The 13176-nt window shown below is 58.1% G+C and carries 11 protein-coding genes; 7 read left to right on the top strand and 4 right to left on the bottom strand.

Features of this window, described 5'->3' with window-relative positions; translation table 11 throughout:
* Window positions 1-139: 139 nt before the first annotated feature.
* Window positions 140-508: a helix-turn-helix domain-containing protein gene (locus P6287_RS01890; RefSeq protein ID WP_101762352.1), complete on the bottom strand. Its 369-nt coding sequence runs from the start codon at window positions 506-508 to the stop codon at window positions 140-142.
* Between the two features lie 165 nt (window positions 509-673).
* Between P6287_RS01890 and P6287_RS01885 the strand changes: the two genes are divergently transcribed.
* From P6287_RS01885 to P6287_RS01875, 3 genes are all read left to right on the top strand, one after another.
* A complete protein-coding gene (locus tag P6287_RS01885; RefSeq protein WP_008105599.1) occupies window positions 674-1333 on the top strand; it encodes a response regulator transcription factor in 660 nt (219 codons plus the stop codon).
* A complete protein-coding gene (locus P6287_RS01880) occupies window positions 1330-2688 on the top strand; it encodes an ATP-binding protein (protein ID WP_137384992.1) in 1359 nt (452 codons plus the stop codon). The genes P6287_RS01885 and P6287_RS01880 overlap by 4 nt, the downstream gene beginning before the upstream one ends.
* A 388-nt stretch (window positions 2689-3076) precedes the next feature.
* Window positions 3077-3943 carry a nucleoside-specific channel-forming protein Tsx gene (locus P6287_RS01875; protein ID WP_101762354.1) on the top strand — a complete coding sequence of 289 codons (867 nt, stop codon included), beginning with the start codon at window positions 3077-3079 and terminating at the stop codon, window positions 3941-3943.
* A 124-nt stretch (window positions 3944-4067) separates the two neighbouring features.
* On the opposite strand, the gene yjdN is transcribed toward P6287_RS01875, so the two are convergent.
* Entirely contained in the window at window positions 4068-4499 is a 432-nt protein-coding gene (gene yjdN / locus P6287_RS01870) for a VOC family metalloprotein YjdN (protein WP_101762355.1), read from the bottom strand.
* Between the two features lie 78 nt (window positions 4500-4577).
* Window positions 4578-5480 carry a LysR family transcriptional regulator gene (locus P6287_RS01865; protein ID WP_101762356.1) on the bottom strand — a complete coding sequence of 301 codons (903 nt, stop codon included), beginning with the start codon at window positions 5478-5480 and terminating at the stop codon, window positions 4578-4580.
* A gap of 113 nt (window positions 5481-5593) precedes the next feature.
* Here P6287_RS01865 and P6287_RS01860 point away from each other — a divergent pair, with 113 nt between their 5' ends.
* The 4 genes from P6287_RS01860 (at window position 5594) to P6287_RS01845 (ending at window position 11635) form a co-directional block, all read left to right on the top strand.
* Window positions 5594-6907, top strand: a complete 1314-nt coding sequence (locus P6287_RS01860; protein ID WP_277974415.1) for an amidohydrolase — start codon at window positions 5594-5596, stop codon at window positions 6905-6907.
* A complete protein-coding gene (locus P6287_RS01855; RefSeq protein ID WP_277974414.1) occupies window positions 6904-8349 on the top strand; it encodes a M20 family metallopeptidase in 1446 nt (481 codons plus the stop codon). Before P6287_RS01860 ends, P6287_RS01855 begins: the two co-directional genes overlap by 4 nt.
* A 147-nt stretch (window positions 8350-8496) precedes the next feature.
* The gene (gene abgT, locus P6287_RS01850; protein WP_192235968.1) at window positions 8497-10017 is read left to right on the top strand and encodes a p-aminobenzoyl-glutamate transporter; all 1521 of its coding nucleotides are present in this window, start codon (window positions 8497-8499) and stop codon (window positions 10015-10017) included.
* 190 nt (window positions 10018-10207) lie between these two features.
* Complete coding sequence (locus P6287_RS01845) at window positions 10208-11635, top strand: MFS transporter (protein WP_277974413.1); 1428 nt, start codon at window positions 10208-10210, stop codon at window positions 11633-11635.
* 215 nt (window positions 11636-11850) lie between these two features.
* On the opposite strand, the gene P6287_RS01840 is transcribed toward P6287_RS01845, so the two are convergent.
* On the bottom strand, window positions 11851-13170 hold the full coding sequence (locus P6287_RS01840) for a cytochrome c (protein WP_277974412.1): 1320 nt from the start codon (window positions 13168-13170) through the stop codon (window positions 11851-11853).
* Between the last annotated feature and the right edge of the window lie 6 nt (window positions 13171-13176).

Raw genomic sequence — 13176 nt, 5'->3', positions numbered from 1 at the left:
AAAAGCAAAAGGCGTCATTAGTCCATCAGCGTACATTTCGTAGCGGCGCGATTCATCGCGCTTATCAATGATGGCAACGAGCCCATCCAGATATTGCGCAATAAATTGCGCCGCTACGAATGATGCGCATAGGCATACATCAACTCGCCATCGCCAATGGGAACAATAAACGATCCGGCTCAACGCGACGCTGGCGGCGCAGCTGGCCTGGCGTCACCATGAAGTAGTTTTTGAAGGTGCGAGTATAAGCCTGCTGCGTATCGAAGCCGTAACTCATCGCCACCTGCAAAATCGCCTCATCGCTGTTAATCAGCGTCAGCGCAGATTCGGTTAACCGGCGCTGGCGAATGTACTCGGCCAGTGAAAAGCCGGTGTGCTGACGGAACAGACGTTGCAGATGCCAGCGGGAGTATCCCGAGCGGCGTGCGACTTCATCCAGATGCAGATCGTGCCCTAAGTTATTCTCTATCCAGTCCAGCAAACTACGGATAAATTCGCGCTGATTCATGGGATTCTCCTGCGTTGGCAATATGTCCAGTGCCGCCACAATAGCGCGTTAAATTTATCCCTTAATTAGCAGAAAATTAGCGCAGAATTAGCAAGCGGGAAAACGGGTATAATTCTGGCCTAATTATCTGTCGCTACACTGCGTTCAGTTAAGTTGGAGGGCATCATGCGTGTGCTGCTGGTAGAAGATGACGAAATGATTGGCGCGAATCTGCAGCAAGCGCTGGAAGCGGCAGGTTGGTCGGTGGATTGGGTACGCGACGGCGTGTATGCCAGCAATGCCTGGGCTGAAGGCGGCTATACCTGCGTGTTACTGGATCTGGGCTTACCGCGTGAAGATGGCCTGCAGGTGCTGCGTCGTGCGCGCACGCGTGGCGACATGACGCCGGTGCTGGTGCTCACCGCCCGCGATACCGTGCAGCAACGTATTCAGGGATTGGACAGCGGCGCCGACGACTATTTGCTGAAACCCTTTGATCTGCAAGAAGTGCTGGCGCGTATGCGTGCCATTACCCGCCGTCGCCACGGTGCAGCAGATTCTCTGCTCGGCAGCGGCGATGTGCAGATCGACATCATGACGCGCGAGGTGCTGTACAAAGGCCAGCGCGAACAGCTCACCGCACGTGAATATGCCCTGCTCTACGCCTTGCTGGAGCGGCCGGGCGCCATTCTTTCGCGCGAACAGTTAGAAAACCGCATTTACGGCTGGGGCGAAGAGGTCAGCAGCAACGCGGTGGATGTGCTGATCCACGGAATGCGTCGCAAACTGGATAACGAAGTGATCCGCAACGTGCGCGGACTTGGCTGGCGGGTACCGGCAATATGAAACCTTTCACCTTTATGCGCTCGCTGCGTAACAAGCTGCTCGCCACGCTGGTGATTCTGCATCTGGCGATGATTGGCGGCGTCACCTGGTATTTCTATCACTGCTACGGCGACATGATGGGCACCATGAAAGACGACCAGCTCGCCAAGATCGCCGATGCGTGGGCCAGCAGCCAACGTATGCCGGCCCTAATGCCAATGGTGATGCATGAAGAGAAACTGAAAAGCACCTATATCGTTCAGCTGTGGGACGAAAGCAATCATCTGCGCGCCAGCTCCTGGCCGGGCCTGCATGCGCCATTGCAGCTGAAAAAAGGCTGGACCGATTTGAAAGTCGGAGACTGTGGCGACGACTGCGAATGGCGTGTTTACACGCGGCCCGGCGAGCTGGGCAGTGAAATTGGCAACATTCAGGTGCTACACAATATCGGCTACATGAAAAGTATCATGGTCAAGCGAGCGCTCTCCGCCATCATTCCGCTGGTGCTGATGATGCCGCTCTCACTGATTGTGATATGGCTGGTGGTGCGAGCTATTACGCGCGATTTACGCGTGGCGTCGCGCCATATCGCAGCGCAGGAAACCCTGCATCCGCATAGCGTTTCACCTGATGGTTTACCGGATGAAGTGCTGCCGCTGGTGGCAGCTTACAACGCCTTGCTGGATAGACTGCGCGCGGCATGGTCATCGCAGCGCCAGTTCCTTGAAGATGCGGCGCATGAGCTGCGCACGCCGGTCACCGCCGTGACCTTGCAGCTGGAGAATCTGCGGCAACATATTCAACCCGGTGAAGCCAGCCGCCAGTTTGACCAGCTGGAAGCGGGCGTGACGCGCACGCGCCATCTGGTGACGCAGCTGCTGAATATCTCGCGTCAGGAAGATCAATCGGTGGTCGCCACAGTGGAAAGCATCGAACTGGACGACCTGCTAAAAGAGAGCATTGAGCAGCTGATGGTGGTGGCGGATAAGCGCGGCATCGATATCGGCTTCAACGGCACCACACACTATCGCCTGCACGCCAGCCGCTCCGATCTGCGCAGCCTGTTCGATAACCTGATTGGCAATGCGATGCTGCATACGCCGGAAGGCAGTTTGGTCGATGTGCTGCTGCATCGCGTCGGCAATCACACCGTGGTGGATATCGTCGATAACGGTCCCGGCATGGCCGAATCCTTTATCGAGCGCGCCTTTGACCGCTTCACCCGTTCGCCGGATGTGCAGGCGCAAGGCAGCGGACTGGGCTTGTCGATTGTGCGCAGCGTAGCGCAGAAACATCAGATGCAGGTTGCGCTATCGAACCGCCACGATCCGCAGGGCCAGATTGCCGGCCTGCAGGTACGCGTGACATTGCCATAAACTTCACCGTGCCGTAGCGGCGCAATGTATTGCGCAAAGTTGCTATGGGCACGGTGCGACATCAAAACAACGCGATAAATCGCGCCGCGACATCCTTTCCCTACATCAATAACTTTCCCTGCTGTACGCGACACGTAAACGGTTGCGGGGTTCAGTTCGCCACACGGGATTAATGTGATAGCGATCACATTTTCAGTGAATCAAACTGCAACACTTTTTGACAAACGTGACCAAAATCTATTTTCTATGCCTCTGTTACAGGCACATTACGCAAGCTTGAAAATCTGGCGATGCAGACCGGATACGACAACTCACTGCCCATCCCCTGGGATCAATTTCACCCGATCGCGGCGACGGCCCGGCGATCAAAAGCATGTGGTTAACAATAATGAAATATAAAGCGTTGATAGCAGGGGCCTTATTGGCCAGCAGCTGGACTGGTGCGGCACAAGCAGCAGACAGCGATCCGCAGTACGTTTCTGACTGGTGGCATCAGAGCGTGAACGTGGTGGGCAGTTACCACACCCGTTTTGGACCCCAGTTCAACAACGACGTGTACCTGGAATACGAAGCCTTTGCCAAAAAGGATTGGTTCGATTTCTATGGCTACCTCGATCTGACCAACTTCTTCGGCGTGGGCAACAGCAACGCTAACGGCGTGTTCGACCACGGTTCGCCGATGTTCATGGAAATTGAGCCACGTTTCTCCATCGATAAGCTGACCGGCACCGATCTCTCTTTTGGTCCGTTTAAAGAGTGGTACTTCGCTAACAACTACATCTATGACATGGGTCGCAACAGCGATAACCGTCAGAACACCTGGTACATGGGTCTTGGCACCGACATCGATACTCACAGCGATATCGGCCTGTCGCTGAACGTTTACGCGAAATACCAGTGGGAAAACTACGGTGCGGCGAACGAAAACAGCTGGGATGGTTATCGCTTTAAGGTGAAATACTTTGTGCCGATTACCGATCTGTGGGGCGGCAAGCTGAGCTATATCGGCTTCACCAACTTCGACTGGGGTTCAGATCTGCGTGATAAGTCCGATCGTTCACGCACCAGCAACTCGATTGCGTCCAGCCACATTCTGTCGCTGAACTACGATCACTGGCATGTTTCTACCGTGGCGCGTTACTTCCACAACGGCGGCCAGTGGGCTGACGGCCAGGAGCTGAACTTCGGTAACGGTCCATTTGAAGTGAAATCAACCGGTTGGGGTTACTATTTGGTGGTGGGATACAACTTCTAAGTTGTTGGTTTCCCTCACCCTAACCCTCTCCCACAAGTGGGAGAGGGAACAGATCGTGCCCCTACCAACTCCCTCTCCCGCTTGCGGGAGAGGGCTGGGGTGAGGGCCAGCGCGCACCCTCTACTCAAATCTGCGGCTTATACGCATTCACCATCCACGGCACGCCGAACTTATCGGTCAACATGCCAAAGCCATTGGCCCAAAACGTCGGTGCCCAGCTTTTCGTCACCTCACCGCCCGCTGACAACGCATCAAACCAACGCTTGCCCTGCGCCTCATCCGGCGTGGATAAACTCACGGCAAAACCGCCATACGCCGCCTGCGGTGCGCCGTCACTCATCATCAATTCACCCTGCCCGATACGCAGATGGGCATGCATGATCTGCTCCGGCGAAAAGCTCACGCCCGAGATGCAGCCTTCGTCCTCCACCGGCGTTTCATCCGGCATATCGCCATAGGTCATCTTGAACAGCAGCTCGCCGTCGGTGGCGTCAAGGTAGAAGGCAATCGCCTCTTCGCAGCGACCGCTGTAAAACACATACGGGGTAACTTGCATGGTCTGTTCTCCATAAAGGGAATGTCCACAGCAAGTGTAGTGCGCATTATTTAATCGGTTGCGAGCCGGGCCGCACTCTTACCTTTGCTGACAGTAGCGCCGGAACAGCTGCGCCATGTAGGCACTCATCGGCGTCAACGCGGTGTCTTTGCGCTGAATAAGATAGAAAGTGGCTTTCGGTAAAGGTTCGTCGAGAACGAGAGAAATCAGCTGGCCGCCGTGTGTAGGATCTTCAATCACGTCGCGCGAAATAATGCTGACGAAATCGCTCTGCGCCACCAGGCTGGTGCAGGCCATAAAGGTCTCGCAGGTGACGACGATTTTCGGCGCCATGCCGCGCTCGCCAAACAGATCGTGTAGCAGCCGATAATAGCTGCCTTGCGGTGTCGGCATGGTCCAGTCGCAGTGTTGCAGCTCGGCCAGCGTGCGCGCATGCGCCATCGGATGCCCTTTGCGCATCACCACCTGATAATCGCGCTCCATCAGCCGTTCAAAAACTAACTCCTGATCGAGATGATTTTTATCGTAGGTATTGATGGTGAAATCCAGCTCGCCCTGACGCAGTTCATGCACCATCGAAACCAGCTGACCTTCAACAATCCGCACCTTGACCAGCGGATATTCGCGATGAAACTGATTGATCACCTGCGGCATGACGGTGCGCGCAATACTGCCACCCACGCCGATGTTGACGCGCCCGCCGGCCAATCCCAGCCGCTGCTGAATATCTTCCTGCGCCACCCGCAACTCTTCCAGCACCAGGCTGGCATGCTTGAAAAAGTTATCACCGATATCAGTCAGCGTAACGCCCTGCTGTCGCCGCTCGAACAGGCGCGCGCCCAGCGCCAGCTCCAGTTCCTGGATCGCTTTGGTCAGCGCAGGCTGTGAAAGCCCGGACAAGCGGCTGGCGGCGCGGATGCTGCCCTGACGCGCCACAGCAACAAAGGCGCGCAGCTGATGAAGTTTGAGGTTCGCAGACATAGTTTAGTGATAACCGTTGTTTATCAGTAGCAAGATATTCGCATCTTATGCACGGCAAAACCAATGTGTAGATTCGGATGAATGCATAAAAAACCAACACTAAGGAAATGCCGATGAAAACCCTTTCTGACCTCGTCAACGCGCGCATCCCGCAGATGCAGGCCTGGCGACGCGATCTGCACCACTTTGCCGAATCGGGCTGGCTGGAGTTCCGCACCGCCACGTTGGTGGCTGAAGAGCTGCATCGTCTTGGTTATCAACTCAAGCTGGGCCGCGAGGTGATCGATGCCGACTCGCGCATGGGATTGCCCTCTGAGGAAGTGCTGGCGCAGCAGGAAGCGCGCGCGCTGGAACAAGGCGCGCTGCCGCAGTGGATGAAACACTTCTCCGGCGGATTTTGTGGCGTGGTCGCCACGCTGGAAACCGGTCGTCCCGGCCCGGTGATGGGTTTCCGCGTGGATATGGATGCGCTCGATCAGAACGAAAGCCGCGCCGCCGATCATCTGCCAACGCGCGAAGGCTTTGCCTCCTGCAATCCCGGCATGATGCACGCCTGCGGTCACGACGGCCACACCACCATCGGTTTGGCGCTGGCGGGCGTGTTGATGGAGATGAAAGCGCAGCTGAGCGGCACCATCAAAATCATTTTCCAGCCAGCGGAAGAAGGCGTACGAGGTGCGAAGGCGATGGTGGCCGCTGGCGTGGTGGATGATGTCGATCTGTTCACCGCCATTCATCTTGGTACCGGCGTGCCCGCCGGCGAAATCGTTTGTGGCAGCGACAGCTTCCTCGCCACCACCAAACTCGACGTCAGTTTCACCGGCGTCGGCGCGCACGCCGGCGGCAAACCAGAAGAGGGCCGCAACGCCCTGCTGGCGGCGGCGCAGGCCACGCTGGCGCTGCACAACCTGCCGCAGCACAGCGGCGGTGTGGCGCGCGTCAACGTCGGCGTATTGCAGGCGGGCAGCGGGCGCAACGTGGTGCCCGACTGCGCGCTGATGAAGGTGGAAACGCGCGGCGTCAGCAATCAGGTTAACGATGATATCTATCAGCAGGCGCTGCGCGTGATTGGCGGTGCGGCAGCGATGTACGGCGTGGAATATGACGTCAAGCTGATGGGCGGCGCGCGCAGCTGCACGCCGAGCCCGCCGTGGGTGGCGTTCATCCACCAGCAGGCCGAGGCGCTGGGCATTTTCACCTCAGTGGTCGATATGAAACAGCAGGCGGCGGGCTCGGAAGATGCCACTTACATGCTGGAGCGCGTGCAGCAGCGCGGCGGCCAATCCTCCTACGTGATTTTCGGCTGCGATCTGGCGGCGGGCCATCACAACGCGAAGTTCGATTTTGACGAAGCGATCATGGCGACCGCGGTGCAAACGCTGGCGACGCTGGCCCTCAATCACGCACAGTTTGGAGGCCAGCGATGAGCCACAGCGAATTTATTGATCGCTACATCAACCAAAACCAGCCGCGTTTTACCGCCCTCAGCGATGCCATCTGGGACGTACCGGAAACCCGTTTTGAAGAGACAACGTCTTCCGCACTGCTGGCCGATGCGCTGGAACAGGAAGGTTTTCGCGTGGAGCGCGGCGTCGGCAACATCGACACCGCGTTTATTGCCAGCATTGGCAGCGGCAAACCGGTGATCGCCATTCTCGGCGAGTTCGATGCGCTGGCCGGTCTGAGCCAGCAATCGGGGTGCGCCACGCCGCAGCCGCTGGTGGAAAACGGCAACGGCCACGGCTGCGGACACAATCTGCTCGGCACCGCCGGTTTGGCCGCCGCTTTCGCCATCAAAGCCTGGTGGGCGCAACACGGCCAGCGCGGCACGCTGCGCTTTTACGGCTGTCCCGGCGAAGAAGGTGGCTCCGGCAAAACCTTTATGGTGCGCGAAGGCTTGTTCGACGATGTCGACGCGGCGGTGACCTGGCATCCCGAAGGTTTTAGCGGCATGTTCAACCTCAGCACGCTGGCCAATATTCAGGCCGCCTTCCGCTTCAAAGGCGTGGCGGCGCATGCGGCCAACTCACCGCATTTAGGGCGCAGCGCGCTGGATGCGGTGACGCTGATGAACACCGGCGCCAACTTTCTGCGCGAGCACATCGTGCAGGAAGCGCGTCTGCACTACGCGGTGACCAATGCCGGCGGCGTCTCCCCCAATGTGGTGCAAGCCGATGCCGAAGTGCTGTACCTGATTCGCGCGCCGCAGCTCGATCAAGCGCAGGATATCTATCAGCGCGTCATCAACATCGCCAAAGGCGCGGCGCTGATGACCGACACGCAGATGACGGTGCGCTTCGATAAAGCCTGCTCCAATTACGTGCCGAATCGCGCACTGGAAAGCGTGATGGAGCGCTATTTGCATCAGTTTGGTTTGCCTGACTACAGTGATGCGGAACAGGCGTTTGCCGCCGAGATGCGCTCCACGCTAAGCAAAGACGATCTGCGTAACGCACGTCTCAATGCGGCGCGCACCGGCGGTGAAGCGGGCGTTGCCTGGGCAGCGGCGCTGGGCGACAAGATTTTGATGGATGAAGTGGCGCCCTATGCAGTGACGCGCGAGATCCTTTACGGCTCAACCGACGTTGGCGATGTGAGTTGGGTGACGCCCACCGCGCAATGCTTTGCGCCCTGCTTCGCCTTCGGCACGCCGCTGCACACCTGGCAGCTGGTGGCGCAGGGCCGCACGTCCATTGCGCACAAAGGCATGTGTCTGGCCGCCAAAGTGATGGCCGCCACCGCGCTGACCTTGCTGCAGGATGACGCGGCGCTGGCGCGCTGCCGCGACGAGTTCCAGCGTGTACGCCGCGAGCAGCCTTACGCCTGCCCGATTCCAGCGGATGTCACACCGTCGAAGTTAACGTCCTAGGATTTACCTCTCGCGTTTATAAACGCGGGCAAAAAAAAATATAAAAACTAAAGCCCAAAATACTTCGAGCTGCACGCAGCCAACGCACCTGCAGCTCGAAGTATGAAGGGCATGCAAACACAATAAGACGACTGATGAGGACCTGCCATGGAAATAACAACGGAGAACCGCAGCCCTGGAAAGCTGTTTAGCTGGATTGAACGCGTCGGCAACAAAGTGCCGAACCCGTTTTTACTGTTCGTCTATTTGATTGTGGTGCTGATGGTGGCCACCGCCGTGCTCAGCAGCCTCGACGTGGCGGTGAAAAACCCGGCCAACGGCGAGCTGGTGCGGGTGAATAACCTGCTGAGCGTGGCAGGGATTCAATGGATCCTGCCCAATATCATCAAAAACTTCAGTGGCTTCACGCCGTTGGGATCGATTCTGGCGCTGGTGATTGGTGCTGGCCTGGCGGAAAAAGTCGGCCTGCTGCAGTCGCTGATGGTGAAGATGGCTTCGCGCGTGAGCCGTCGCTACGCCAGCTACATGGTGCTGTTTATCGCCTTCTTCAGCCACATTTCGTCCGATGCCGCGCTGGTAGTAATGCCGCCGCTCGGCGCGCTGATCTTCCTCGCGGTGGGACGTCATCCGGTGGCGGGATTGATGGCGGCGATCGCGGGCGTGGCGTCCGGTTTTACCGCCAACCTGCTGATTGTCACCACCGACGTGCTGCTGTCCGGCATCAGTAGCGAAGCCGCCAAAGCGGTGAGCGACACCGTACACGTTAGCGTGATCGACAACTGGTACTTTATGGCCAGTTCGGTGATTGTGCTGACCATCGCCGGTGCGCTGCTGACCGACAAGTTTGTCGAGCCGCGCCTGCCCGCGTGGAACGGCGGCAATAGCGATCGTCTGCCGCCGCTCACCGCGCTGGAGAATCGCGGCCTGAAAGCCGCCGGTATCGCCGCGCTGGTGTTTATCGCGCTGATGGCGCTGCTGGTGGTGCCGGAACACGCGCCGCTGCGCAATCCAAAAACCGGCGGCATTATTCCCTCGCCGTTTATTCAGGGCATCGTGCCAATCATCATCCTGTTCTTCTTTGTGGTGGCGATTGCCTATGGCGCGGTAACCAAGCAGATTCGCCGCGCGGATGATATCCCGCAGCTGCTGGTGGATCCGATGAAGAGCATGGCGGGCTTTATTGTGATGGTGTTTCCGCTGTCGCAGTTCGTGGCCTTCTTCAACTGGAGCAACATGGGCAAGTTCATGGCCATCGGCCTGACCGATGTGCTGGAGAGCGCGGGCATCAGCGGCGCACCGGCGTTTATGGGCTTGATGTTCCTGTCGGCGTTTCTGTGCATGTTTATCGCCAGCGGCTCGGCGATCTGGTCGATTCTGGCGCCGGTATTTGTGCCGATGTTTATGCTGCTTGGCTTCCATCCGGCGTTTGCCCAGATGATCTTCCGCATCGCCGATTCTGCGGTGTTGCCGCTGGCACCGATGTCGCCGTTCCTGCCGCTTTTCCTCGGCTTCCTGCAGCGTTATCAAAAAGATGCGCAACTGGGCACCTATTACGTGCTGATCTTCCCCTATCCGCTGGTGTTCTTCACCACCTGGATTGTGCTGCTGCTGGCGTGGTACGCGCTGGGTTTACCGATCGGTCCCGGCGTCTACCCAAGCCTGCATTAAGCCTGCGCCACGGATGGCGATCACTTTTCTGTGAACTGCAACGTATGTTGCCAAAATGTCACCGTCCTGCCTCTCGGCAACTCTCAGCGAATTTATTATCCTGCTATTCCTTCGCTTGCTAACGGTTAATTATTTTTAAAACCCATCTCAGCCGTCAGCGGGTTCTGCAAACACCGAGGTATACATAATAATGACAACCATCACGTCGACAGGGATGGCGAACGATCACATGAGCGCGGATCGCCGCACCTTAGCCGGGCGCATTGATGCGCTGCCCTCGTCCGCCGGCCTGTGGCGCTTTATCACGCTGCTGGCGCTGGGCGGCTTCTTTGAGCTCTACGATCTGTTTGAAACCGGCTATATCAGCTCCGGCCTGGTGGCGGCGGGCGTGTTTCATACCGGTTCTGCGGGCGTGTTCGGCATCGCCGACCAGGCCGCATTTGCCTCCGCTACTTTCCTCGGCCTGTTTGTCGGCGCGAGTTTGCTTGCGCCCTACGCCGACCGTTTTGGTCGCCGCCTGACCTTTATGTGCGCGCTGGCGTGGTACGGCGCGTTTTCGCTGCTGATGGCGTTCCAGCAGAGCGCAGAGATGATTATCCTGTTCCGCTTCCTGGTCGGCATTGGCCTCGGCGTCGAGCTGGTGACCATCGATACCTATCTTTCCGAATGGGTACCGGCGCATCTGCGCAGCCGCGCGTTCGCCTTCTCCTTCTTTATCCAGTTCCTGTCGGTACCGACGGTGGCGCTAATGTCGTGGTGGCTGGTGCCGCAAACCATTCTCAACCTCGAAGGCTGGCGCTGGGTGGTGATTGCCGGTGCGGTCTGCTCGCTGGTGATCTGGCTGATTCGAAAAAACCTGCCCGAATCGGCGCGCTGGCTGGCGCAACAAGGACGGCATCAGGAAGCGCATCAGGTGCTGAGTGCGATGGAAAAGCGCTGTGGTATCGCTTCTCCCCTTCCCCCTGTTGCGGAGGAAGGCCGGGATGGGGGACAGTTCGCACCTGAGCAACCTAAGCAAGGGCGTTTCAGCGAGATTTGGGCACCGGCCTATCGCCAGCGCACGCTGATGCTGGTGGTGATGAACTTCTTTCAGGCGATCGGCTTTTTTGGCTTTGGCAACTGGCTGCCGGCGCTGCTGTCGGGCAAAGGCGCCACCGTCACGCACAGCCTGCTGTATGCGTTTTTCATTACGCTGGCCTACCCGCTCGGCTCGCTGATTTGCAGCCGCTACGCCGATAAGCTCGAGAATAAATGGCAGATCGTGTTTTCATCGCTGATGACGGTGGTGTTCGGCACGCTGTTTGCGTTTATGACCCATCCGGTGCTGATGATCATCTGTGGTTTCCTGATCACTTACAGCAATGCATGGCTAACCTTCAGCTATCACGCTTATCAGACCGAGATTTTCCCGACGCACATTCGCGCCCGCGCGGTGGGTTTCTGCTACTCGTTTAGCCGCCTGTCGACGGTGTTCAGCAGTATTTTGATTGGCCTTATTTTGCAGTATGCCGGCAGCCAGGGCGTGATCGCCTTTATCGTGCTGAGCATGCTGATTGTGATGCTGTCGGTGGGGATTTACGGGCCGAAGACCCGTGGGATGGATTTGGAGAATATTTGAGGGTTGAGCGTGCTGGCTGTCCCGGATCGTGCTGGCTGCCCCAGATCGTGCTGGCTGTCCCCCATCCCGGCCTTCCCCCGCTAGCGGGGGAAGGAGACGCTGCCACATGCAGCTTCAGAACTACCATATAGCAGCATCTTCCTCCCCCATTAATGGGGGAGGACCGAGGAGGGGGACAGCGAGCACGGGATGGGGGACAGCGAGCACACAACGGGTTACTGCCCTTCCAACACCTTAATATCCGCATTACCCTGCTTTGGCTGCACGGTTTCGTCTTTACGCAACTCGGCCACATCTTTCGCCGACACGCTCGACTTCACGTTATTGCCCCAGCTGCCACGGATAAAGTTCACCACATCCGCCACCTGCTGATCGTTCAGACGCCAGCCGAACGCCGGCATGGTGATCGCCGTCGGTGCGCCTTTCACGCCAGGCAAAGTGCCGCCGACCAATACGATGTGAATCAGCGAGGTCGGATCATCTGCCATCACCACCGGATTGCCGCGCAGCGCCGGATAAAAGCGCTGATAGCCACTGCCGTCGGTTTTGTGGCACGCCGCGCAGCTATCGACATAAGTCGATGCGCCCGGCTGGCTGTCGTCACCTTTCCACAACGCCTGAGACACCGCATCATCCTGCTTAAACACCGCCTGATTCGGATCTTTCGCGCCGAGGGATTTCAGATACTTCGCAATCGCGCTGATATCGTCATCGCTCAGATATTGCAGGCTGTGCTGCACCACATCGGTCATGCCACCAAACACCGCAGTGTGATCGTTGCGGCCAAAACGCAGGAACTGTTTGAGATCCTCTTCGCTCCAGCGGCCTAAGCCATCGCGGTTGTCGCCACGCAGATTGCTGGCGGTCCAGCCATCAATCGGTGCGCTGCTGCCGGCGAGATAGTTATTGCCTTCGCCATTGTTGAGCGCTTTTTCCTGCATGGTGATGCTACGCGGCGTATGGCAAGCGCCACAGTGACCGAGACCTTCAACCAGATAGCGACCGCGTGCCAGCTGCGGATCTTCCTGTGCCGCCGGCTGGAACGCTTTCACATCCGGCGCAAAGATGCCGCGCCAGATGGACAACGGCCAGCGCATCGACAGCGGCCACGGAATGTCGCTCTCTTTGTTGGCCTGCGCCACCGGCTGCACGCCATGCATGAAGTAGGCGTAGAGCGCCTTCATGTCGTCATCGCTGACCACCGCGTAAGACGGATACGGCATCGCCGGATAAAGCGTGTCGCCGTTTTTCGCTACGCCGTGACGCACCGCTTTCTGGAAATCGTCGTAGCTGTAGTCACCAATCCCGGTGGTTTTATCCGGCGTGATGTTGGTGGAGTAAATGGTGCCGATCGGCGTCGCCATCGGCAGTCCACCGGCAAACGGCTGGCCGCCCTGCGCGCTGTGACACGCCACGCAGTCGCCCGCGCGCGCCAGATACTCACCGCGCTTTACCAACGCGTCCGAACCTGCTTCGTCCGCCACTGCGGCGAACGTCATGGTGCCCAGAAACAGGGCTAAAATGCTTTTGATCATCGCCGT

The sequence above is a fragment of the Pantoea sp. X85 genome, assembly GCF_029623675.1.
In the GTDB taxonomy this organism is placed as follows: Bacteria; Pseudomonadota; Gammaproteobacteria; order Enterobacterales; family Enterobacteriaceae; genus Pantoea; species Pantoea leporis.
This window is presented reverse-complemented; position numbering and strand designations above follow the sequence as displayed.